The organism is Leisingera sp. S232 (assembly GCF_049800895.1).
Classification (GTDB): Bacteria; Pseudomonadota; Alphaproteobacteria; order Rhodobacterales; family Rhodobacteraceae; genus Leisingera.
Genome location: NZ_JBNAFX010000047.1, coordinates 1 through 22047, shown reverse-complemented (window position 1 = coordinate 22047; position 22047 = coordinate 1). Strand labels below are relative to the sequence as shown.

The window sequence follows — 22047 nt, the reverse complement described above, 5'->3', positions numbered from 1 at the left end:
ACATCCTTCGCTTGGACAGATCGCTTGCGACGATCCAGCGTGCGGATATCAATGGATGGGAAAGGACGGTTCCTGGACAACATCTTTGTGGAACGGCTCTGGCGAAGCCTAAAATACGAATGCGTCTGTCTGCACGCCTGGGAAACCGGGTCAGAGGCGAAGGCGAAGGCCGGTGTCGGCAAATGGATCGAGTTCTACAACCGCAAACGCCCACATTCCGCCCTTGGCGGCAAACCTCCAGCCGTGGTCTATTGGCTGAGAAATAATGAAACCCAACCCGATCAGCAGGAGCAGAAAGTAGCTTAAACCACGCCAGAAACTGTCCAAACATAGGGGAGTAGCTCAGACCGGAAAAGTCCAAGAAAGCGATCAGTAGGCAAGGTGTCCTACCACCCCAGCCATCGGCCTTTCCTCCAATAGAATAAGACGCTGACGAGCTCAAAGGAGCCGAACTGCCCCCGTTTTCGGCCCCAGTGTTTTGCGGGTCAGTTGTCGTCTTCAGAACGGGTGTTCAGGGTGGGTCGGGAGGCCCCCAGTAGGTCGCTGGAGGCCGCCGCCACGGTTTAGAGCAGGTTGAAGTCCACACCGTTTGCCTAGTGATCCCAGTCGTCGTGCTTGTTATCCGCCGCTGACCCCTCCACTAGATGCTCTGGCCGACAGCACAACTCGTTACCGCACCGATGCCGAACCATGGTCGTCTCCCCATTGACCGCCCGGTTGACAACACAGTAGACGAACCTCGCCGCCGCCACCTGCCGCCCTCGGAACCGTATCTTGGGCCGTTGCTGAGTGGCTTTTACCCAGCATTTTGCGCAGCAGCTCTCCAACCTCCGTTTCGGTCATAAAAATAAAGGGTTTGGCGCGCATTTTCGTTCCTGTGTTCTTCCAGGGCACTCTTATGGAGAGAACTACGCGATTATGCACCCGGTAGACGCCTTCAGAAGAGCCTAATCAGCTATCTCCAGAACAGTCGCGCGTCACATCATCCGGGGCACGAATGATGGGAGATAACCATCAATGGCAAACAAGAAGCCAACCGTACCCACCACCGAAGACATCCAGCACGTCAAATTCCTCGCCGCAACCTACGGCAACCAGATCGTTCGCCGCGATAACAAGTTCTACGACATTGAGCATCTGGGCACACCGCTGTCCCGTGTCGACGTTGAGATGAAGATCCTGAACCTGATTGCCGAGGAGCATCCGAACCTTCCTCTGAATACCGGTATCATCAAGTCGCTGTTCAAGTTGCTCATCGACACACGGCACACTGACCGGGCGCGCAGCTTTCAGGTCTGGAGCGGCGCCACCATCTGTGAACCGGGCAACCCTAACCGCATCGTCATGAAGCGGGGCACGGTTTCCGCCGACACCTGGAGCGAGCCAGAATATCGGAGCCTCAAGGTGAACTCCGCTGACCTCGACGTCGTTGGCGAGTTCTTCGATCAATTCGTCCAGAACGAGCAGGATCGAGGAGCTTTTCTGAACTGGACTGCCTGGAGCCTGCAGAACGAAGGAGACAAGCCAGCATGGGCGCCGTTCCTCTACTCACGTGGCAAAGGCACTGGCAAAAGTACCACTGCTCGTATTCTCATCGAGCTTTTCGGGGTTCGAAATTCGGTCACGCAGAACAACATCAGCAAGCTTACCCAGCAGTTCAACGCTACTGTTCTCACGAGCAAGCTGGTGATCTGCGAGGAAACTCAGATCAAACCAGGGTCAACTCAGGCGAACGCTATCAAAACCTTCATCACCGATCCGCACGTACTCATCGAACGGAAAGATCTCGAGGCTGAGCGAGCCAAGCAGTGCTGCTGTTTCCTGTTTACTTCGAACTACGCACCGACATGGATGGAGGAAGGCGAACGACGCTACTTAGTCATCGACGTAAATCACGATGGCCGGTCGGGTGGCCTTCGAGCCAATGAGTTCTCATCGCTTGTTGGTCGAGTGCATGAGTTCTTGGATGAACCGGCAAACGTGGCGAGGCTCTATAACGCGCTGATGCAAGGGGAGCTTCCTGAGGGCTTCAATGCCAAGAGCCTGAACATCGCTGACCACCAGACGCCGATCATGAAGCGGCTTCAGCAGGCTAGCCGCCAGACCATCGTCGACCAGCTTGGGGAACTGCTCAACGCCTCCGGTCTTGTTGTTCTGCCTGAAGCGGACGTGGTTGAGTTCGTTCGTAAGAACCTCAATGCAAACATGAACCAACCCAAGCATCTCATGGATGACCTCGAGTGGGAGAAAACCAAGGTCAAATGGGGTGGCAAAGACTTTGCGCGAGCGATCTGGGTCAAGCCTGGATACTGGATCGAGCGTGGGAAGATCTATGGGCCTGACTTCGAGCCGGTGCGCGTCAGCGACTATCTCGACCGTGACGGTCCATTCGGAGAAGTGGAGATCATCGAATGAAGGATGTGTACTTCGAGCTTCAAGACGATAGCGAGCTTTGGCTGCTGGACGTCATCAACAATCACTACGAGGAGGCCCTTGCGAGGGCCAACTCCCTCCTAGCGCAGACGGTGGAAGACGAGAACGGGTGCCGGGTAAAAGCCACTCAGGGACGGCCCAAGATGCGGCTCCAGGGGCGGCAGGTGACGGCGGCGAGGTTCGTCTACTGTGTCGTCAACGGGGCGGTCATCGGGGCGACGACGATGGTTCGGCATCGGTGCGGTAACGAACTGTGCTGTCGGCCAGAGCATCTAGTGGAGGGGGCAGCGGCGGATAACAAGCGCGACGACTGGGATCACTGGGCAAACGGTGTGGACTTCAGCCTGCTCTAACCCGTGACGATGGCCTCCAGCGACCTACTGGGGGCCTCCCGATCCACCCTGAACACCCGCTCTGAAGCCGCCAGCAGCACGCAAACTAATTGGGGCCGAACCGGGGCCTTTTCGGGGCTAACGGGTGCGCCGGGTGCTTGTTTTCTTGATGTCAGGAGGATTGGCTGGGGTGGTAGGATTGAAACTTGGCGCAATAATTAAATTAAAACAATATGTTGAGTGAATTTCAGGTGGAAAATGTTGCGGGATTTGTTGTGTGGCAGCGAACCGTTCACAAGGACCGCGATGAGATTCCCAAGAACTGCAGTGCAGCGCTTGCTGGCGAGATCTTGCAGGAATTCGCAACGGACGCAGCCAAGACTACCCCCTGCATTCGCTTTGCGCAGGAAGCACCCTTTGCAAACTCGGCTGTTTGAAACAACCAGCCCCGGTTTTATGCTGCGGCGCGGCCTGCCGTTCCTGCCGTTCGCTGCGGCTGCGAGGGTCTGGAGCCGGTGAATTTACACAGTGCGGGACCTTGCCGTCATTCGTCTTGATGAACTGAAGTCCTGCATTTTCCATAAAGCAGTCAAAGCGCAGCGGCGGAACGGGCTTTGATCCAGGTCATGACTTCCAGCACGGGCTTATTGGTTTTTGCTGTGCGCGGAGTGAGAATGTAGAAGTCATTCCCGCCAGCCTCCCAAGCCTTACCAACCTCAGTTAAACGACCGGCTTGGAGATCATGCGCCACCAGAAAACGGCTTACCAAGGCAACACCCTGCCCAGCGATGGCTGCATCTACTGCAAGTGACGTCTGGCTCAGACTTAGGCCGCGAGGCGATTGGTCTTGCACGCCCAGGTACGCAAGATAACTCGGCCATAGGTCGTGAGAGTCATGGATCTTCGGCAGTTTGCACAGCGTTTCCCGCTCAAACGGATAGGCTTCGTCACCCGCAAACTTTGGTGCAGCAACTGCGATCAACGTTTGCTTGAACAGCAGCGACACGTCCAGTGAAGCACCGAATGGCGGCGATCCCTGGCGCACTGCAAGATCTATCCCGTCGCTATGGAAGCTGGAAACTTTCTCGGTGGCCATGATCCGCAAGTCAATGTTCGGATGTGCTGCCGTAAAGTCCGGTAGATTGGGGATCAGCCATTTCGCGGCAAAGGTCGGTGTCACACTGATAAGGACTTTGTTTGGCTCTGGCTTCAGCTCGGCAGTAGCGGATCGAAGCTCTGCAAACACTTTGGCGATCCGGATGTGAAAGCTGCGTCCGGCCGATGTGAACGCCAGGCCCTTCGGCACCCGTTCAAACAAAGCCACATCAAGATGCGCTTCGAGCTGGCGGACCTGCTGCGCAACAGCCCCTTGCGTGACACCCAATTCATCAGCGGCTGCGCGGAAACTGAGACGGCGGCCTGCTGCATCAAAAGCACGCAAACTGTTGAGTGGGGGGAGTTTGGTCATTCTGCAGTAGTATTTCTACTTTCATGTAACATCAATTCTCAATCGAATCTTGCCACAGGAAGCGTCATTTATGATCCAATTATGAAAGGACGCTAGAGATGGCAGTAGAAAAAGTAGCTCTGATTACGGCAGGTGGCAGCGGCATGGGGGCGGATGCAGCCCGCAAATTGGCCGAAGATGGGTTCAAAATCGGCATCTTGTCCTCGTCCGACAAGGTTGGTCACTCCTGCGATGCAGGCGCAGGGCGGCGGGGCAATCATCAACATCTCGACCTTTGCAGCATTCGAACCCGACCCCCTTTTCCCAACATCTGGCGTTTTCCGGGCTGGGCTGGCCGCATTCACAAAGCTCTATTCGGACAAATACGCAGCAGAGAACATTCGCATGAACAACGTCCTTCCAGGCTTCATAGACAGCCTGCCTGAAACCGAAGACCGCAAAGCGCGCATTCCCATGGGGCGCTACGGCTCTGCCTCGGAGGTTTCTTCGCTGATTTCATGGCTCGCCTCGGACGATGGTGGCTACATGACCGGCCAAAACCTGCGCATTGATGGGGGCTTGACCCGTGCCGTCTGACACCATTGCCATTGGACAATCGCGCGAACGCCTGGTCTTTGCGGTCAAATGGGGCGCTTCCGCTATTCAGATCATGGGATACACTGCGACTGGCTTCGGTTGGACACCCTGGAACCTCTACCTTTTTCTCGTCGGTGTAGTGGGATGGTTCGCCGTGGGCGCATTGTGGAATGACAAGGCGCTGATGCTCGTCCACCTGGTCGCGCTTGGCGCAATGATTGCCGGTATGGTGAGCAGTTAACACGCGAGAGCGGCCATTCGTGATGAACACAGCATCCGCAGCTATGGGCGCGATCCGAACCACCGCTGCATCTTGAACGCAGGTCCGGTTCTAATTGGCGAACGGCACGTACCGACCGCCAACTTGGTTCAAATGTCGATTTGCTCGGCGATACTCAGCGCTTCTTCAAGTTCGATGCCAAGATACCTGACTGTGTTGTCAACCTTGGTATGTCCGAGCAGAGGCTGAACCGCTCTGAGATTTCCGGTTTCTGGGTCCCCTCGCCGCGCAAGAAAGCGGCGAGGATGACAGTCAGGCTCCATCTTCGAGCAATTCCTTGATCATTGATTACTATCCTCTGACCCAGTCCTGATTGGCGTCGATTTCAATCAAGGTTGGCCCATCGGCTGTAAGCGCTTGCGAGATTGCGATGCGGACTTCGCTCAGTGAGCCTGGGCGTGCGGAATAGCACCCAAAGCCTTCAGCAACCTTGCAGTAATCCGGCGCCTGCAGATCCACTCCGACACGCGGCAGCCCCCAGGCCACCATGCTGTCGCGAATTTCTCCGAATGCCTGATTGTTCCAGACAATGATCGGTAGCGGTAGTTTCTGTTCGGCCGCTGCAGCCAGTTCCTCAATCGAGAAGAGGAATCCCCCATCCCCGGCCAGGCAGATGATGTCGCGCTCGGGGGCCCCGATCTTCGCACCAATCGCCGTAGGCAACGCCGCGCCCAGCGTGCCATAGCCATTCGGATATATCAGCGTGCGCGGTTCATAACAGGGATAGTAGTGCTTTGAAGTATAGCCGGGTTTGGTCGATTCCGTGACCAGGATGCCGTCGCGTGGCAACAGGTCGCGGATAATATCGAGCAGCGGTTTGTGGTCTGCGGCAATCGGCTGCCAAAGCGGGTCGATCAACCGGCGCAGGGCTTCGGCTTCAGAGTGAGCTTTGCCCATGTCCGGCGATGTTTCCGGTAGTTCCGCCAGAATTGCAGCAAGTGTCAATTTCGCATCCGCGACGATGGCCTGAGCAGGCTGGTAGCTGCGGGCAAGCTGTTCGGGGTCGATGTCGACGCGGATCAGGTCGCCGCCGATTTCAAAGCGGGTGTAGGTGTAAAGCTGATCGGTCTCGCTCATCTCGGAGCCCAATGTCAGCACCACATCAGCGGATTTGATCCTGTCCTGAACCGGTTCAAAGGGCAGTGCACAGCCAAGCGCCAACGGGTGGTCTTCGGCCACGATGCCCTTGCCGGCACAGGTACAGACGACTGGCGCGCCCAAGCGTTCGGCCAATGCGGTGGCCTCCTCAGAGGCCTCCCATGCACCGCCGCCCAGAATGATGATCGGGTTTTCGGCCTTTGCAAGCCGCGCGGCGGCCTCGGCGACAGCAGCCTGCGCCGGCGCGGCGCGGCTGGGTGCAGGCCAGACCGGGGTTTCAGATTTTCCCGGCTCATTCAGCACGTCGCGCGGAATTTCGATACAGACCGGGCGGGGCCGGGCGGCGTTGAACACCGAAAAACAGCGCGCCACGGTCTGATCCAGATTGACCGGGTCCAGAAGCTGATGAGTAAAAGCGGTAACTTGCTCCACCGCTGCGGTCTGGTTCTTGGTTTCATGCAAGAAACCGCCGCCGGTGCCCAGCTCAGCGCGCTGGTTGTTTGACGCGACAACCAGCATCGGAATCGAGTCCGAATAGGCCTGACCCATTGCCGTCAGCGCATTCAGAATGCCCGGGCCGCTGATCAGGTAGCAGGCGGCCGGCTTGCCCGACGCCATTGCATAGCCATGGGCCATAAAGGCAGCGCCCTGCTCGTGGCGCGGTGTGATATGGGTCATGCCTGAGGTGTCGAAACCGCGGTACAGGTCAACGGTATGTACACCAGGGATGCCAAATGCAGTATCGATGCCGTAGGCCTTAAGCAGGCGGGTCAGGTTTTCACCACAAGTGATCATTTGTTATTGCTCCAGTTCCGGGGCTGCTGATGCCGCCAGACAGCGTTCAGAAAAATTGCGGATGGCTGCGGCTGCAGCTTGCAAGGTCTCTTCACCCTCGGAGAAGCTGACCCGTATGTATGAGTGGCCATTGTCACTGAAAGCTGTGCCGGGAATGACGGCGACGCTTTCCTCGTCCAGAAGCCGGGCGGCGAATTCAGTGCTGGACAGTCCCAGCCCGGAAATGTCCACCAGCGCAAACATTCCGGCTTCCGGCGCAATCAGGCGCAGGCCTCTGGCCTTCTGCAGCGCTGCGGAAAAGATACGGCAGCGCGACTGCATCAGATCCCGCATGGCATGCACAGGGCCATCGCCCAGCTCCAGCGCGGTGATGGCGGCGTCCTGAATGAATGGCGGCGATCCGAACAGCGAGCACATTGCCAAATTGCGCATAGCATCCGCTAGATTGTCCGGACACACGGCCCATCCAAGCCGCCAGCCAGTCATGGCATGTGACTTCGACAGGGAGTTCAGGATCACCAGCCGTTTTGCATCCGCTTCGGCGAAGGGGATATGTGGGCTGTCAAAGGTCAGATCCCGGTATACTTCATCCGATACAATCCAAAGATCATGTGCCTTTGCCACCTTGCAAAGAAGCGCCACGTCCTGTGCTGTCAGCACCAGCCCCGCCGGATTATTGGGGGAGTTGATCAGCAGTACCCGCGTGCGCGGGCTGAGTGCATTCTCAATATCCTCTGCGCGAAGACGGGGTCCGTCTGCCATCTGAATGGGGATCGTCTTCAATTCCGCCCCGGTTGCGTTCACGGCACCTTGATAGGTGGCGTATACCGGATCAAGGGAGACAACTTCGTCCCCTGGGCCACAAAGGCACATGAGCGCTGAAAAAAGCGCGTTCTGGGCGCCAGGGCCGACAACGACATTGTTTGGAGACCAGGAGTGGCCGTCTTGAGCTGCCTGTTGCTGAGCGACAAGCGCCCGCAGAGGTTCGATCCCACCGATCGGCGTGTAGTGAGTCCGTCCAGACTGCAGTGCCTCAACCGCAGTCGCAATGATCTGTGGGGCGGTATCCTGATCTGAGTCTCCAAGAGTGAGATTCAGAATCTGTTGCCCAGCCGCTTCACGGCGCTTCGCCTCTTGGGCGATCTCGAAGTCGGCAAGGCGGGGATTTTGCAGTCGTGCCACTCGTTCAGACAGCAATTGGGTCATCCTTTAACAGCTTGATGAATCAGTGAGGCACGGTTGCTCAGCACATCGCCAAAGGCACTTGCAAAGCGTGTGGTATCCTCGTTAGTGGTCGGCAGGCAAAGCGCGATCATGCCCCGTCGTGCATAATAAAACCCGCGTTCGATCATATCCAGGTGCAAAATCGCTTTCAGCGCTTCCGGCGCCGCAACAGCATCACCGGGAGTTGTGATGGGGCCCGTTCCAAAATGGAATACAGCCATAGACCCAAGGCCTGTCACGCACATCGGAACCCCGGCACCGGCGATTGCATCCTGCATTTTGGCGCGCAAGCCGTCACCGATGGCATTGAAGGCTTCCACACGGTCAGCAGTGTAGACCTGCGTCAATCCAGCCAAACCGGCCGCCATCGTCAGGGCATTGTTGTTAAAGGTGCCCGCATGAGGCCAGTGGCCGGCAATGCGAGGGTCGAAGCGGGCCATAATGTCTTCGCGGCCTCCAAAGGCGCCAAAGCTCATGCCGCCGCCAACATATTTGCCCAGAGTGACCATGTCGGGTTTGATATTGTGTTGTCCATGCAGCCCGCCCGGCGCGAGGCGCGAGGTCATGACTTCATCGAAGATCAACAGCGCGCCGGACTTTTCGGTTTCCGCACGCAAGGCCTGCAGGAATTCGGCTGTTGCCGGAATGCAGCCGCCACCGCCCAGCATTGGCTCCAGGATCACTGCTGCGAGTTTGCTGCCAAGTTCGCGGATCTTGGCGACGGCCTCTTCGGTGTCGTTGTAGGTGACCGGGTGGAAGGGCATCGGCACGTTCAGCGGGCATTCACCGCCAAAATAGAGAACGCCCCCGTGGTAGCCTGCCTTCATGACGATCACATCGCTGCGCCCGGTAAACGAACAGGCCGTGCGCAAGGCATACAAATTGGCCTCGGTGCCGGAGTTGCAGAACCGCACCCTGTCGATTGCGGGGAAGCGATCACAGATTGCGGCAGAAAACGCGGCTTCGTTGTCATTTGCGCCGCCGCGTACAATGCCCTGATGCAAAGCCTTTTCAACCGCTGCCGTGATTGCAGGCTCGGAGTGGCCGTATAGGGCTGCCGTGTATTCACCCATAAAGTCGGTATATTCATTGCCGTCCGCATCCGTCAGCGTCGCGCCTTCGGCTTTGCTGAATGTCAGCGGGAAGGGGCTGAAATGTATGACCGTCCGGGTGTTTCCGCCGGGCATCGACAGTGTCGAGTTATTGTAGTTCTCACCGCTTTTCACATTGCGGGCAGCAAAGTTCTCTTCGGCTTCGCTGAGTGCAGCGTCCAATGTTAGGTTCTTTGGCAAAGTAGCTTCAGACATCTGATGGCTCTCTTCAAGATAAGTGGGTTTAGAAGGCAACATTGCCGGAGCCTTTCAGCCCCAAACGGGTCCGGGCTTCGTCAGGTGTGGCGACTTCCAGCGACAGGTCTTCCAAAATCCTGCGCAGCTTGAGGACTTGCTGGGCGTTGCTTTCTGCCAGTTTACCTCGGGAAATGAAGAGATTGTCTTCAAGGCCGACTCTCACGCTGCCGCCCAGGCTTGCCGCAGTGATTCCAAAGGGCAACTGATTGCGGCCGGCCGCAATCACGGACCATTCGTGCTCGGCTCCGAACAGGCGCTCGGCGGTACGATGCATATGGAGCAGGTTGTCGATTTCCGCCCCCATACCGCCATGAATGCCAAAAATCGTCTGAATGAAGACAGGTCCTTTGATCACTCCCCGATCCACAAAGTGGGCGAGATTATACAAATGCCCAACATCATAGCATTCGAATTCAAACTTCGTGCCGTACTTCCCGCCAAGCTCGGTGACGATGTTCTCAATATCGGTAAAGGTGTTTTTGAACACCAGATCCCGCGTGCTGTCGAGAAACTCCGGTTCCCAGCTGTGCTTCCATTCGGAATACCGGGCTTTCATGGGATACAGGCCAAAGTTGATGGACCCCATGTTCAATGAGCACATCTCAGGCTGCGCAACACGGGCAGCTGCCAGGCGTTCGTCCAGAGACATCCCCAAGCCGCCCCCGGTTGTGATGTTGATGATCGCATCCGAGCGCTCGTTGATTTCCGGCAGAAACCGCATGTAGGCATCCGGCGACGCCGTTGGGCGCCCGTTTTCCGGATCACGGGCATGCAGGTGCAGGATGGATGCACCCGCTTCCGCTGCTGCGACCCCGCTTTCTGCGATTTGTTCCGGCGTTATCGGCAGGTACGGCGACATTGTTGGCGTGTGGATTCCACCTGTCACCGCACAGGAAATTATGACCTTTCGGGGCGCCATTCTTGTGCCTTTCTCCATTGATCAAACATATTGACTTTTGATCAATGGCACCATTACCAATAAACTTGCAAGAAAAATTTCCAATGCCTGTAAAGGGCGCAACAGCGGAGAAGTTGACATGAGTTTTCTAAACAAAGGAGCCGTGATCGGAGCAATTTCGGCAGCACTAGCAGTGCTTTCGCCACACGCAGCACTTTCGGAAGCGGATATCACCTGGCGGATCCAGAGCAATCTGTCGTCAGAGGATCCGGGATATCAAATCCTGGAAACGCACTTCTTGAACCGCGTCGAAGAAATGTCTGGAGGGCGCATTGAATTTCAGTTGCAGCCAGTTGGCGCGCTGTTCCCGATTGCCGAAGGTCTGGATGCTGTAGGAGCAGGCTTGGTTGAAGCAGCAACGCTGGTCGGCGGTTACTATGTTGGAAAACTGGGACCGATCGCTGCGATCGAGTCGGGGCTGCCCGGAGCAGAGCACACCCCGCTTGAACGCTACAATTTCTTTTACGGAGCCGGCTTCATCGATCTCGCGCGCGAGGCCTACGCGCCCCACAACATCCACTATCTTGCACCGTATCTATCGGCATCTTGGGACATTATGTCGAACAAACCGCTGCGCAGCGCCGCAGACTTTGATGGCCTGAAAATCCGCACCTTCGGGATCGAAGCCGAATGGTACAAAAGCATGGGCGCCGCACCGGTCTTCATGGGGGGCGGTGAGATCTACACTGCAATGTCGACAGGTGTGATTGATGCGCTTCGCTGGGGCGGGCCTTCGGTAAACCTGGACCGTTCTTTCCACGAGGTTGCCAAATACTACGTTCAGCCTTCTCCGATGCCAGCACCAAACAACTTCATCGCTATTAACCAGGCTGCATGGGATACACTGCCTAACGATATCAAACTGATGATGGAAACGGCAGCTGCCGCTGCATCGTTTGAATACATCGCGCGGACCGAAGTCGCCAACGCAGCTGCCCGCAAAGCTATGACAGAGGCAGGCGTGGAGTTCACTCAGATCCCTGCAGATGAATGGGCCGAAATGGAAACCGTCGTTCGCGGGCTGTGGCGTGCTTATGCCGAAACGGATCCGGGCTTGGCCGCCCGCGGCGTTGAGATGATGAACAACTACTTGGTTTCTCTGGGCCGGTAAACGCTCTCTCCTTGCGGGACGGGTGTTCCACCTGTCCCGTCTTTTTTTGAAGGAAAGCAAATAATGCGTAGGGCAATTTTCCTGATTGACGGACTCGTAAATGGTGCCGGCTCCATCGCACGCAGCCTGATATTTGTACTGATGGCGGTGATCGGCTTCGAGGCCATCTCGCGCTATTTTTTCGGGGCGCCGACAACTTGGGCCTACGACCTGTCAAGCTGGGTACTGGTTTTCTATGTTTTTCTCGGTGGCGGCTATGCGTTGCTGCAAGACGGCTTTGTGCGTGTTGATATCCTGTTTCAAGCACTGCCAGGACGCGTCCAGTTCTGGCTGGATGCGTCCATTTCCACGGTTCTTCTGATCTGCTTTTGCGGCTCTTTGATCTGGTGCGGTGGTGAGCTTGCTTTGCGATCCTTTGCTTTGGGCGAAGTCTCTTCTTCCGGCGGTTGGCGAGGCCCGGTTTGGCCGGCAAAATTTGCCGTTCCTCTGGGCGCACTGCTGGTTCTGCTGGCTTGGATTTCTCACTTGGCTAAGCGGGCCGCCCTGACCGGGGAGACTGAATAGATGGCCGATCCAATTCTCGCTTCTGCGATCCTCTTTGGCGGCATGTTTTTTGCCCTCCTTGCCGGAGCTCCAATTGCAATCGCCCTGGGTGGCCTGAGTGTCATCCTGGTTCTGGTCTTTTGGGGCGCAAACGGCATGTCGATGCTGGCGCTGCGCGCCTTTGGCACAACATCTAGCTTCGAATATGTCGCAATTCCCCTCTTCATCTTCATGGCCGGAATGCTGGAGCGTTCCGGTTTGGCCGAAGGCCTGTTTGGCTCTGTAAACTATCTGGTGCGCCGCATCAGGGGCGGTCTAGCCGTTGGTGTGATCATTATCTGCACCCTTTTTGCCGCGATGTCCGGGATCAGTGGCGCTGCCACGGTGGCAATGGGAATGCTTGCTCTGCCGGCGATGCTGTCGCGAGGCTATTCCAAAGATATTGCGCTCGGCAGCCTGGCGGCTGGGGGATCGCTTGGAATTTTGATCCCTCCCAGCGTGACGATGATCGTCTATGGGCTGGTTTCCAATACATCCGTTGGAAAACTATACGCCGCTGGCGTTCTGCCCGGGCTGGTTCTGGCCGTGCTGTTCATCGCTTATGTGCTGCTGCGCTGCCGCTTTCAGCCTGGCCTGGCCCCGACATCCGAAGACATCGAAGCTGTAGAACCACCAACATTGGGACAAATTCTGGGCTCGCTCTTGCCAGCGCTGTTCCTGATGTTCGCTGTTCTCGGATCGATCCTGCTGGGGCTGACCAGCGTCTCCGAATCTGCTGCTATTGGGGCAATCGGGAGCATACTGGTTGCTGCTGCCGGCAAACGACTGTCGTTTGCGGTGCTGAACGCGGTGAGCCACATCACCTTGAAAACAACTTGCCTGATCTTCTGGATCATAATCGGGGCCAGCGCCTTCTCGACGCTATACACCGCGCTGGGGGCCTCGGGGTTGATCCGCGATATCGTGCTGGGGTGGGAGATGAACCGTTACGCGGTCCTCGCGCTGATGATGCTTATCCTGCTGATCATGGGCATGTTCATCGAAACAGTGGGCATCATTATGATCACGGTGCCGGTGTTTCTGCCGATCGCAAAAACGCTGGGCTTTGACCCGGTCTGGTTCGGCATCCTCTTCATCATCAATATGGAGATCGGCTTTATCACACCGCCCTTTGGCTACAACCTGTTCTACCTAAAGGGCGTCGCGCCAAAGGGGGTGACGATGGTGGACATCTACAAATCCGTGATCCCGTTTGTCGGTGTAATGCTTTTGGGCATGGCGCTGTTTGTGCTGCTGCCGCAGATCATTCTGATGCTGCCAAACGCTATGTTCTGAGCAATCAATGGAAGAGTTCAAGAAATGAAAAACGATACAGCGTCCAAGTGGCGTGTCGGCATCGATATCGGAGGAACCTTCACCGATATTGTGGCGATCAATCCAAAAGACAACACAATCCGCGTTGGCAAGGTTCCTAGCCGCTATGAAGATCCTGTAGGCGCAATTGTCGAAGCGATAACGTCACTTGAACTAGAGGCCGATGACATTGATGTCATTGTGCATGGCACGACGCGCGTGACAAACGCGATCATCGAAGGGACCATGGCGCCTGTCGCTTTGCTTGCAACAGACGGGTTCGAGGACTCTATCGAAATTGCGCGTTTGTCCCGGGCCGAGCTGTACCATCTGGACGTGCCGCCCAAACTGCCGCCGCTTGCCCCATCAGAACGGCGCATCCCGGTAGCTGAACGTATGGCCTATACCGGCGACGTGCTGAAACCGCTGAGCGCTGAAGAAATTTCCCGTGTCGTGGCGCAGGCCAAATCGCTCGGCATCGACAGTGTCGCGGTCTCACTGCTGCACAGCTATGCAAATGGCACGCATGAACGTCAGTTGGGGCAGGCTCTGGCAGATGCAGGTCTGCATGTTTCCCTGTCTCACCAGATCAATCCCGAAGCACGCGAGTATGAGCGGACGGCAGTAACCTTGCTGGATGCAGCCGTCACTCCGATTGCTGTCAACTATCTCGGCACACTGGAAAATGAACCACTGATCAAGGGCAAGCTGCGCTTGTTCCATTCCGCGGGCGGCATGGCAACGCCGGATGCGGTGCGGAACCGCCCGCTGGTGATGGCGATGTCAGGCCCTGCCGCTGGGGTGGCCGCCACCGCGCGCCTGGGGGGCGGCTTTGGCCACAACAGCTTGCTGACGTTTGATATGGGTGGCACCACCACAGATGTCTGCCTGGTACAAGACGGCGAAGCGGATATCTCCGTTGACAAGAAAATCGCCGGACGGCCGATCCGGATGCCAATGGTGGCAGTGGAATCGATCGGAGCAGGTGGCGGCTCAATCGTGCGCGTTGATACCGGCGGCCTGACCATCGGTCCCGACAGCGCAGGGGCCAACCCGGGCCCGGCCGCCTATGGCAATGGCGGCACGCAAGCGACAATCACAGATATCAGTGTGGTTCTCGGGTATATGAACCTCGACAAAAAACTGGGCGGCCGGATGACGCTTGACCGCGACGCGGCAATCAAGACGATTACGCCCATGGCGGAAAAATTGGGCATGGGGATCGCGGAATTTGCCCTTGGCACTGCCAAAGTTGCCAATGCGGTGATGTCGCGCGCGCTGCGCAGGGTTACGGTCGAGCGCGGCGTCGATGGCCGCAATTGTGCCCTGGTCGCCTTTGGCGGCGCAGCACCGCTTTATGCTGCAGGGCTGGCGCGGATGTATGGCATCTGCGACGTGGTCGTGCCGCGCGCCTCCAGCGTGTTTTCCGCACTGGGCTGTGTGGTCGCGGATACTTCTTACACTGATCAGCGTACAATCCGTTCTGAATCGGACACATGGAATGAAGCCAGCTTTGCTGCGCATCTGGCAGAAGCACGCACTGCGGTTCTGAAACCCTTCCTTGATGAGGGCATTTCCGAAGGCGCAATCCAAGTCGAGCATACCGCGCTGGTACGCTATGTCGGCCAAAGCTCCGAAGTCGCAACACGGATCACTCTGCCCCATGACATAAGCATGACCGGAGAGTCTTTCCGCAAGAACCACGACCAGCTTTATGGTTTTGCCACCGATGAATCCTTCGAAATCGTCAGCCTCCGCACAGTGGGTGTCCTGCCGAGCGGGGTCAGTGCGACGGTCGCCCCCGGAGAGCCAAACGACGGGCCGACCCTGATCAGCACCGGCGATGTCTGGTTCGACGCCGAAGCGCCGGTTTCCACTCCGCGTTATGACCGTGCGACTTGTGCCGCAGGCAGGCAGATCTATGGCCCCGCCATTCTCGAGGATGCCTCCTCAACCGTAGTGGTGCCGCCAAATTGGAGCGTCACCGCCAATGCCGCTGGTGACCTGCTGATGAAGGACCATGACCATGACCGTTGATCCATTTACCATTGAAGTGATCCGCCACGGATTGTCCGCTGCCGCAGAAGAAATGTCGCTGACCGTGATGCGGGCCGCTCGTTCGCCGGTGCTGCGTGAGGCCGGCGACCTGTCCTCGGCGTTGACCGATCACAAAGGCGATCTGATTTCGCAGGGCAAGGACATTCCCGCTCATATCGGCACCATGAGCTTTACAGTGAAACAGTTCTTGAACTGGATTCCCAAGGAGCAGTTGCGGGCCGGCGACGTCTGGTTCACTAACCACCCGGAATGCGGTGGAAACCACTTGCCGGATGTGAAGGCGATCCGCCCGATTTTTGCAAAAGATAAGCTGGTCGCGTTTTCGATCAGCCTGGCGCATTGGGCCGACGTTGGCGGCGCCTGGCCGGGCAGCTATTACACGGCAGCAACCGACAGCATTCAAGAAGGGTTGCGCCTGCCGCCGCTGCGCCTGTTCCATGCCGACGGCCCCGACAGGGAAAAGATTGCGGTGGTTACCTCGAATGTCCGCGGGCAGCATCTGACGGAAGGTGATATCTTTGCCCAGATGTCGGCCACCCGCTCGGCTGAGCAGCGGGTGCTGGAGATCTGCGAGGAGTATGGTGTAGATGTGTTCCAGCAGGCGCTGGAACAGCTGCACGACTTGTCCGAAGCGCAAATGCGCCAGGCTCTCCTGGGACTGCCGGACGGGGTCTACAAAGGCGAAGACTTCGTAGACGAGGGCGGGCCGGACGACGCGCCTGCGGCTGTGCGTGTGACCATCACCGTCAAGGGCGATACGGCTGACTTCGATTTCACGGAAACCGATGACAAGATCAACAGTGTGCTCAACACCACGCCGCTTATGGCAGCAGCGGCAATGATGTATGCAATCAAAGCCGTTGCCGGGCCTGAGATTCAGCCGAACGGTGGCTGCTACCGCCCCTTGACCTTCAAAACCCGCCCTGGGTCGCTGATCGATCCCGGACCGATGGTGCCAATTGTTGGCGGCAACCATGAGACCTCCCAGCGTGTGGCGGACGCGATTTTCCGCGCTTTGGAAGGTGCGGTGCCCACGCGTCTGACAGCAGGCGGGCCGACCACGGCAGGACTGTTTATCTTTGGGGGTGTCGACGCCAAGGGCCGCTATTCCACGCTATATGAGGTGCATGGCGGCGGCGAAGGCGCCCGCACCGACCGTGATGGCTGCCCCGCTGTCAGGGTTCACATGGTGAACACCTCAAATACGCCGGTTGAAGTGATCGAGGCCGAGTATCCCTTGCGTGTTCTGCAGCATCGCCTGCGCAAAGGATCCGGCGGGGCCGGAAAACACAAAGGCGGCGATGGAATCGTACGCGAATACCTGACATTGGGCGATGACATGGTATTGACGACAATGTTCGAACGTCGCGTCGTTGCACCCTATGGGCTTTGCGGCGGGGAAAGCGGCGCTCCGTTCCGGGCGACGCTGTGCCGGGAAAATGAACCTGACAGGGAATTGCCCGGCAAGTCGAACATGTCGCTGAAAAAAGGGGACCGCCTGAAAATGGAATCCTCCGGCGGCGGAGGCTTTGGCACCAAGTAATCCTAACGGCTCCGTCTCTTCAGCTTTCAAGAACCTTGGAAAGGCGGGGCCGTATATCGGCGGCGAACATCATCAAATCGTCCTGAAGCGCCTTTGTCGCTGCTGCTTTGTCCCGTTTATGCAGGGCAGCAACCAGTTCGCGGTGATGGCGTGTTCTCAACTTGTAATGGTCGGCCTCGAACATGTGGTGATGATAGGGGCCGATTTGCAGCCAAAGGCTTTCAATCAGCGGCAGTACAGCGTTGCTGCGTGCACATCGGTAGATCAGGAAATGGAATTGCAAGTGTCTCTCAAGAAATGCGCTTTTGTCTCCGGCTTCGCGCGCGGCTTCTATTTCCAGGTCGAGCCGTTCAAGCTCGGCAATTTCAAGGTTGTTGATGGTGTCGCAGGCCCAGGCGACCGTTGCTCCTTCAAGAGTGATCCTCGTGCGCAGGATGTCCTCGTACCGTTCGTTCGTCAGTGGCGGCACCGCTACAGAACGGTTCGACAGAACCGTGAGAGCCTGTTCGGAAACCAGTCGGCGCAATGCTTCGCGCACTGGCATGTGACTGGTTCCAAATTGCTCTGCAAGTTCTTGAATGCGGAGAGACGCTCCAGGTTCGATTTTACCAAGCATCAGCGATTTGCGAAGCTCGGAATAGACTGTGAAGTTCACAGAAGCCTTGTCGGCTTTTTCCGCTTTTGCCATTTGATTTTATCTTTCTTGCACGGGAGCGGCACCGGGAAACCTGTGTGCTGCACGAAGTTTGGCTTTGATCAAAAGTCGCAGGAATTGCGCGGAAACTCAACAAAGTATCGGGGAACTTCAGAGGATTTGGGCGATCTGTGCCCTTTGCCACTGTGAATGGCAGCATCCCACGTTCCCTGTCAGCCCCATTTTGTCCAGAGAGGTATAAACCCATGACGTCAACACCCGCAGCCCGGAACTGGAAACAGCGCGCTGACGCATTGAAACTGGAAACCAGGGCCTTGATCGGAGACACCTTCAGCCCGTCGTCGAGCGGCAATGTCTTTGCGACCCTGAACCCGTCAACAGGGCAAAAACTAGCCGATGTCGTGCATTGCCAGGCAGAAGATGTCGACCGTGCAGTCGCTTTCGCACGCAAGACTTTTGAAAGCGGCGTCTGGTCCCGCATGGATCCGAAAAACCGCAAGCAAGTGCTTTTGAACTTTGCCAGCTTGATCGAAAAGAACAAAGAAGATCTGGCGCTTCTGGAAACGCTCGATATGGGCAAGCCGATTGGTGACAGTTTGAACATCGATCTGCCCAATGTGGTGGAAACGGTGAGCTGGTGCGCTGAAGCCATCGACAAGATCTATGACCAGATTGCGCCCACGGGCCACGATGTTCTGGGGATGATCACCAAGGAACCGATGGGCATCGTTGCCGCCGTTGTGCCCTGGAACTATCCGCTACTGATGGCCGCTTGGAAGTTCGGTCCCGCGCTTGCGGCAGGCAACTGCTTCATTCTAAAACCGGCAGAGCAATCATCGCTCTCCTCGCTTCTTCTCGCGAAGATCGCGCTGGAGGCGGGACTTCCCCCTGGCGTCTTCCAGGTCGTGCCGGGCATGGGGGAAACCACCGGCCGAGCGATCGGTATGCACATGGACATCGACGCCGTTGCCTTTACCGGATCCGGACAGGTCGGGCGCTACTTCCTCGAATATTCTGCCAAATCTAATCTCAAATCCGTCAGCCTGGAATGCGGTGGCAAGAGTCCGAACATCATCTTTGCCGATTGTTATGACCTCGATGTCGCGGCAGAAACCGCTGCAGTTGGCATATTCTACAATCAGGGTGAAGTGTGCTCCGCTGGCTCCCGCCTGCTGGTGGAGCGGTCCATCCGTGATGAACTGGTCGAAAAACTGCAAAAAACATGTGATGCCTACGTGCCCGCTGATCCGCTTCTGGAAGAGACCCGCATGGGCGCGATCGTCGACACAGATCAGCTTGACAAGATCATGAGTTATATTGGCCGGGGTAAATCCGAAGGCGCCGACCTGGTGGCAGGAGGCACGCGCGCGCGCGAAGAGACCGGCGGGAATTTTGTCACTCCGACAGTCTTCAGCAACGTCTCCAACTCCATGGCGATCGCTCAGGAGGAGATCTTCGGGCCGGTCCTGTCTGTTATCGCCTTTGATAGCCAGGAAGAGGCCGTGAGGCTGGCGAATGACACACTTTATGGTCTGTCGTCAGCGGTCTGGACCGCAGATCTCACCCGAGCTCATGATATGGCGCGCGCAATCCGGGCCGGAACAGTCTGCGTGAATTGCTACAATGAAGGGAACATCACGACACCCTTCGGAGGATTTGGTGAATCCGGGTTCGGCGGCCACGACCGGGCCTTGCAGTCGATTGAAAAATACCAGGAAACAAAAGCGACCTGGATTCGTCTCCATAGACCAGGGTGATTTTCGGCAGGCTTGGATTAAAGCTGATTGCAACCCTTGTTCGACTTCCGGACAATATGCGCAATCAGCTGGCCTGCATCGCTCCCCGACGCGAATTCCTGCCGGTTATCTTTGGCTAAAGCATTTTCTCGTGTAAGAGGTCTTAGCGGTTGCGGGCTATCTTAGATCATTCGTCAAGGAAATGAACAGAACTTCCGCCATGACTACGCCTGACGCGCGGTGCATAGACCGAACTGCATCGGTCTACCGGTGATGTCTGCAGCTTCAGTGAAGATCGAGCCGATTGTTCCCGTAGGTTTCGTTTCGTGGCAGGCAAAAGCGTTTTGGACCTGTCCCGCTTTCGTGTCGCCCCAAGTGCTCGCTTAGGCGACTTTCCGTTCGAAGGCGACAGGGCTTTTCCAGCCCAATGCTGAGTGGCGGCGTCGCGGATAGTAGAAGCCGTTGATGTATTCGAAGATCGCTATCTCAGCCTGCCGCCGCGTTTCCCATGATCGCCGCCAGATCAGTTCCGCCTTGATCACTGCCTGGCAGGGCATTGCGTAGCAATGTCCCGAGAGGGGGATTTGAAGAAGCTCTCGACGGCGGCATTGTCATAACAATTGCCTTTTCCGCTCATCCACTGCCCCGGCAGTGCATGTTTACATGCATGATAGGGGGACACTTTGAGGCCGTGCTGGCGCAGGAGTTTCTGATAATCGTGAGAACAGTATTGGCTGCCGCGATCCGTGTGATGGATGCAGCCTCTCGGAGGCGCACGGAAGGCTATGGCTGCATTCAAAGCCCGGATTGCGAGATCGCGTTTCATGCGATTGCTCACCGCACAGGCGATCACCCGTCTAGAATGCAGATCCAGGATCACAGGGAGGTACAGCCAACCTTCACGGGTCCAAACATAGCTGATGTCACCGGCCCATTTTTGGTTTGGTTTCTCCGCTGCGAAGTCCCGAGTCAATAGGTTTGGGGCAATATTGAACTTGTGACCGCTGTCGGTTGTCACCTTGTGTTTGCGGATTCTGACAATGGATATGCCGTTCTGGCGCATCCATTGCCCGGCAGGCGAATGCAAAGCATTCTACCGAGAGGGGCGGCCAACGCGGCGGTGTCCGACATCCAGGCCGCTCTCTTTCAGCTCTTCTGTCATCCGGGGCCTGCCATAGCTGCCCAGGCTGAGACGAGACTGTTCTTTGATGTAGGCCAAAGTGGCAAGATCAGACCGCTGCCTGCGGCTGGCGGGACGGTTGCGGAAAGCTCGCAACCTCGGGGGCTGACATCCATGACGTCACACAGCCGCTGGGTGGGAAAGCTGTCGCGGTGTTCCTCGATGAACCTAAACCTCATGGCTTTGGGCTCGTGAAGAACTGCGTTGCCATTTTTAGGATCTCCCTCTTGCTGTGGGTAAACAGTCCCACAGACTGTGTGCTGATCCTTGCAAGTCCTTGAGAATACGGTTCTCACGTCGAAGCTGGTCATTCTCTTGCGCTAAGCTCAAATCCTCTTTCGACACCTCGTCTGTGTCTCGCGGTGGAAGGCCAGGCAAACAGTTAAGGCAAAAGCCATGAAGCATATACCTGCTTGGTTCTGAGCATATAGCGAAGAGACCCCAGGGATCAGTAGTGATAACGCAGCTGGGCAATCTCCAGGCTCTGTCCATCACCTGTACCGCTGACACGATAGACGAATCTGTGTTCAGCGGTGATCCGGCGGGACCACCAGCCACTCAAATCGCCTTTGAGAGGCTCAGGCTTGCCAATACCCTTAAAAGACATCCTTCTCGCCGCCTTGAGAAGATCGTTCACACGGACGAGCCCCTTTTCATTGCCTGGAGACTGCCACCACAGGTAGTCATCCCAGGCATTATCAGAGAAAATCAGCTTCACAGATCGATGTCGCGCTCAGTTCCGTTGCCCGCGTCTAGCTGCGCGATGGAGGATTGAAGGCGGCGCGCATTCTCTGGGCTGCGCTGCAGGTGAAGAGTTTCCTGAATGGCGTTATATTCATCCAAGGACATCATCACGACAGCCTCGCGCTTTTTGCGGGTTACGACAACGTCAACGTTATCGTGGATAACACGATCCATAACGTCCTTCAGAGATGCGCGTGCATCAGTATAAGTGATAACATCCATGGGGGCCTCGCTTTGTGTGATGTATATATATGCACAAAATTCTGTACATGTCAATCTTTGAGAGCTAGGATCCTCTCCTTGCAAGGGAGCCCTGCCTTTGGCTAGACAAGGGCGTTGTTGCGCAACTCGTTTTGAGGACGAGCTTCCCCTTTCCGCGGCGGATTCATCCATCACACACGATCTCGGCGGTGCCGAGGGCCGAGAATCGGTTCATGAGAGCGATGCGGATGTGGATTTCGGCGGTTTGTCTGTCTGGGTCCCTCGCCATGATGCGTTCGCCGAATGCCTTGAGGCATAGCATTTTGGCCTCCACGCGACTTCGGATGTGATAACCACTCCATCGTTTCCACAGCGCCCTGCCGAAGCGTTGCGAAGCGCGCAGTATCTCG

20 protein-coding genes and 4 pseudogenes are annotated in these 22047 nt (G+C 56.9%); 11 read left to right on the top strand and 13 right to left on the bottom strand.

Annotated elements, in window-relative coordinates; all coding sequences use genetic code 11:
* A partial coding sequence (locus ACP151_RS19550) for an integrase core domain-containing protein (RefSeq protein WP_424980549.1) occupies positions 1-306 on the top strand: 306 nt, incomplete at its 5' end.
* Between the two features lie 287 nt (positions 307-593).
* Here the strand turns inward: ACP151_RS19550 and ACP151_RS19545 are convergent.
* Positions 594-692: an HNH endonuclease gene (locus ACP151_RS19545; protein ID WP_424980548.1), complete on the bottom strand. Its 99-nt coding sequence runs from the start codon at positions 690-692 to the stop codon at positions 594-596.
* A complete protein-coding gene (locus ACP151_RS19540) occupies positions 670-867 on the bottom strand; it encodes a hypothetical protein (RefSeq protein WP_424980551.1) in 198 nt (65 codons plus the stop codon). Before ACP151_RS19540 ends, ACP151_RS19545 begins: the two co-directional genes overlap by 23 nt.
* Positions 868-1017: 150 nt before the next feature.
* Between ACP151_RS19540 and ACP151_RS19535 the strand changes: the two genes are divergently transcribed.
* Both ACP151_RS19535 and ACP151_RS19530 read left to right on the top strand, forming a co-directional pair.
* Positions 1018-2415: a primase-helicase family protein gene (locus ACP151_RS19535; protein WP_424980547.1), complete on the top strand. Its 1398-nt coding sequence runs from the start codon at positions 1018-1020 to the stop codon at positions 2413-2415.
* Entirely contained in the window at positions 2412-2786 is a 375-nt protein-coding gene (locus ACP151_RS19530; protein WP_424980546.1) for an HNH endonuclease, read from the top strand. Before ACP151_RS19535 ends, ACP151_RS19530 begins: the two co-directional genes overlap by 4 nt.
* Before the next feature lie 568 nt (positions 2787-3354).
* Here the strand turns inward: ACP151_RS19530 and ACP151_RS19525 are convergent.
* A complete protein-coding gene (locus ACP151_RS19525) occupies positions 3355-4233 on the bottom strand; it encodes a LysR substrate-binding domain-containing protein (protein WP_424980545.1) in 879 nt (292 codons plus the stop codon).
* 98 nt (positions 4234-4331) lie between these two features.
* Between ACP151_RS19525 and ACP151_RS19520 the strand changes: the two are divergent.
* Together ACP151_RS19520 and ACP151_RS19515 are read left to right on the top strand one after the other, a co-directional pair.
* Positions 4332-4809 (top strand): annotated as a pseudogene (locus tag ACP151_RS19520) (SDR family oxidoreductase).
* On the top strand, positions 4799-5050 hold the full coding sequence (locus ACP151_RS19515; protein WP_424980544.1) for a DUF6552 family protein: 252 nt from the start codon (positions 4799-4801) through the stop codon (positions 5048-5050). Before ACP151_RS19520 ends, ACP151_RS19515 begins: the two are co-directional and overlap by 11 nt.
* 128 nt (positions 5051-5178) lie before the next feature.
* Here the strand turns inward: ACP151_RS19515 and ACP151_RS19510 are convergent.
* The 5 genes and pseudogenes from ACP151_RS19510 to ACP151_RS19490 form a co-directional block, all read right to left on the bottom strand.
* Positions 5179-5301 (bottom strand): annotated as a pseudogene (locus tag ACP151_RS19510) (integrase); the annotation flags it as partial.
* 79 nt (positions 5302-5380) lie between these two features.
* Positions 5381-6982 carry a 5-guanidino-2-oxopentanoate decarboxylase gene (locus tag ACP151_RS19505; protein WP_424980543.1) on the bottom strand — a complete coding sequence of 534 codons (1602 nt, stop codon included), beginning with the start codon at positions 6980-6982 and terminating at the stop codon, positions 5381-5383.
* Between the two features lie 3 nt (positions 6983-6985).
* Positions 6986-8188 (bottom strand): pyridoxal phosphate-dependent aminotransferase, encoded by a 1203-nt coding sequence (locus ACP151_RS19500; RefSeq protein ID WP_424980542.1) that lies wholly within the window; start codon positions 8186-8188, stop codon positions 6986-6988.
* Positions 8185-9513 (bottom strand): aspartate aminotransferase family protein, encoded by a 1329-nt coding sequence (locus ACP151_RS19495; protein WP_424980541.1) that lies wholly within the window; start codon positions 9511-9513, stop codon positions 8185-8187. The genes ACP151_RS19500 and ACP151_RS19495 overlap by 4 nt, the downstream gene beginning before the upstream one ends.
* A gap of 28 nt (positions 9514-9541) precedes the next feature.
* Complete coding sequence (locus ACP151_RS19490; RefSeq protein ID WP_424980540.1) at positions 9542-10492, bottom strand: 3-keto-5-aminohexanoate cleavage protein; 951 nt, start codon at positions 10490-10492, stop codon at positions 9542-9544.
* Positions 10493-10511: 19 nt separating this feature from the next.
* Here ACP151_RS19490 and dctP point away from each other — a divergent pair, with 19 nt between their 5' ends.
* From dctP to ACP151_RS19465, 5 genes are all read left to right on the top strand, one after another.
* Positions 10512-11624, top strand: coding sequence for a TRAP transporter substrate-binding protein DctP (gene dctP / locus ACP151_RS19485; protein WP_424980539.1), 1113 nt, complete (start codon positions 10512-10514; stop codon positions 11622-11624).
* A gap of 63 nt (positions 11625-11687) precedes the next feature.
* On the top strand, positions 11688-12188 hold the full coding sequence (locus ACP151_RS19480) for a TRAP transporter small permease subunit (protein ID WP_424980538.1): 501 nt from the start codon (positions 11688-11690) through the stop codon (positions 12186-12188).
* Positions 12189-13502, top strand: coding sequence for a TRAP transporter large permease (locus ACP151_RS19475; RefSeq protein WP_424980537.1), 1314 nt, complete (start codon positions 12189-12191; stop codon positions 13500-13502). It begins immediately after the preceding gene.
* Between the two features lie 24 nt (positions 13503-13526).
* Positions 13527-15557: a hydantoinase/oxoprolinase family protein gene (locus ACP151_RS19470; protein ID WP_424980536.1), complete on the top strand. Its 2031-nt coding sequence runs from the start codon at positions 13527-13529 to the stop codon at positions 15555-15557.
* Positions 15547-17121, top strand: a complete 1575-nt coding sequence (locus ACP151_RS19465) for a hydantoinase B/oxoprolinase family protein (protein WP_424980535.1) — start codon at positions 15547-15549, stop codon at positions 17119-17121. Before ACP151_RS19470 ends, ACP151_RS19465 begins: the two co-directional genes overlap by 11 nt.
* Before the next feature lie 19 nt (positions 17122-17140).
* On the opposite strand, the gene ACP151_RS19460 is transcribed toward ACP151_RS19465, so the two are convergent.
* On the bottom strand, positions 17141-17809 hold the full coding sequence (locus ACP151_RS19460) for a GntR family transcriptional regulator (protein WP_424980534.1): 669 nt from the start codon (positions 17807-17809) through the stop codon (positions 17141-17143).
* A gap of 212 nt (positions 17810-18021) precedes the next feature.
* On the opposite strand from ACP151_RS19460, the gene ACP151_RS19455 reads away from it, so the two are divergent.
* Complete coding sequence (locus ACP151_RS19455) at positions 18022-19533, top strand: aldehyde dehydrogenase (RefSeq protein ID WP_424980550.1); 1512 nt, start codon at positions 18022-18024, stop codon at positions 19531-19533.
* 362 nt (positions 19534-19895) lie between these two features.
* Here the strand turns inward: ACP151_RS19455 and ACP151_RS19450 are convergent.
* The 4 genes and pseudogenes from ACP151_RS19450 to ACP151_RS19435 all read right to left on the bottom strand — a co-directional run.
* A pseudogene (locus ACP151_RS19450) lies at positions 19896-21052 on the bottom strand (IS3 family transposase); the annotation flags it as partial.
* A gap of 88 nt (positions 21053-21140) precedes the next feature.
* Positions 21141-21410: a Txe/YoeB family addiction module toxin gene (locus ACP151_RS19445; RefSeq protein ID WP_424980533.1), complete on the bottom strand. Its 270-nt coding sequence runs from the start codon at positions 21408-21410 to the stop codon at positions 21141-21143.
* Complete coding sequence (locus ACP151_RS19440) at positions 21407-21658, bottom strand: type II toxin-antitoxin system Phd/YefM family antitoxin (RefSeq protein ID WP_424980532.1); 252 nt, start codon at positions 21656-21658, stop codon at positions 21407-21409. The genes ACP151_RS19445 and ACP151_RS19440 overlap by 4 nt, the downstream gene beginning before the upstream one ends.
* Before the next feature lie 163 nt (positions 21659-21821).
* Positions 21822-22047 (bottom strand): annotated as a pseudogene (locus ACP151_RS19435) (IS5/IS1182 family transposase); the annotation flags it as partial.

What these genes read in the sequence shown, in the direction of transcription:
- ACP151_RS19545 (WP_424980548.1), bottom strand. Translation starts at nt 692, where the DNA reads ATGGTTCGGCATCGGTGCGGTAACGAGTTGTGCTGTCGGCCAGAGCAT.
- ACP151_RS19540 (WP_424980551.1), bottom strand. Translation starts at nt 867, where the DNA reads ATGCGCGCCAAACCCTTTATTTTTATGACCGAAACGGAGGTTGGAGAG.
- ACP151_RS19535 (WP_424980547.1), top strand. Translation starts at nt 1,018, where the DNA reads ATGGCAAACAAGAAGCCAACCGTACCCACCACCGAAGACATCCAGCAC.
- ACP151_RS19530 (WP_424980546.1), top strand. Translation starts at nt 2,412, where the DNA reads ATGAAGGATGTGTACTTCGAGCTTCAAGACGATAGCGAGCTTTGGCTG.
- ACP151_RS19525 (WP_424980545.1), bottom strand. Translation starts at nt 4,233, where the DNA reads ATGACCAAACTCCCCCCACTCAACAGTTTGCGTGCTTTTGATGCAGCA.
- ACP151_RS19505 (WP_424980543.1), bottom strand. Translation starts at nt 6,982, where the DNA reads ATGATCACTTGTGGTGAAAACCTGACCCGCCTGCTTAAGGCCTACGGC.
- ACP151_RS19500 (WP_424980542.1), bottom strand. Translation starts at nt 8,188, where the DNA reads ATGACCCAATTGCTGTCTGAACGAGTGGCACGACTGCAAAATCCCCGC.
- ACP151_RS19495 (WP_424980541.1), bottom strand. Translation starts at nt 9,513, where the DNA reads ATGTCTGAAGCTACTTTGCCAAAGAACCTAACATTGGACGCTGCACTC.
- ACP151_RS19490 (WP_424980540.1), bottom strand. Translation starts at nt 10,492, where the DNA reads ATGGAGAAAGGCACAAGAATGGCGCCCCGAAAGGTCATAATTTCCTGT.
- ACP151_RS19480 (WP_424980538.1), top strand. Translation starts at nt 11,688, where the DNA reads ATGCGTAGGGCAATTTTCCTGATTGACGGACTCGTAAATGGTGCCGGC.
- ACP151_RS19475 (WP_424980537.1), top strand. Translation starts at nt 12,189, where the DNA reads ATGGCCGATCCAATTCTCGCTTCTGCGATCCTCTTTGGCGGCATGTTT.
- ACP151_RS19470 (WP_424980536.1), top strand. Translation starts at nt 13,527, where the DNA reads ATGAAAAACGATACAGCGTCCAAGTGGCGTGTCGGCATCGATATCGGA.
- ACP151_RS19465 (WP_424980535.1), top strand. Translation starts at nt 15,547, where the DNA reads ATGACCGTTGATCCATTTACCATTGAAGTGATCCGCCACGGATTGTCC.
- ACP151_RS19460 (WP_424980534.1), bottom strand. Translation starts at nt 17,809, where the DNA reads ATGGCAAAAGCGGAAAAAGCCGACAAGGCTTCTGTGAACTTCACAGTC.
- ACP151_RS19455 (WP_424980550.1), top strand. Translation starts at nt 18,022, where the DNA reads ATGACGTCAACACCCGCAGCCCGGAACTGGAAACAGCGCGCTGACGCA.
- ACP151_RS19440 (WP_424980532.1), bottom strand. Translation starts at nt 21,658, where the DNA reads ATGGATGTTATCACTTATACTGATGCACGCGCATCTCTGAAGGACGTT.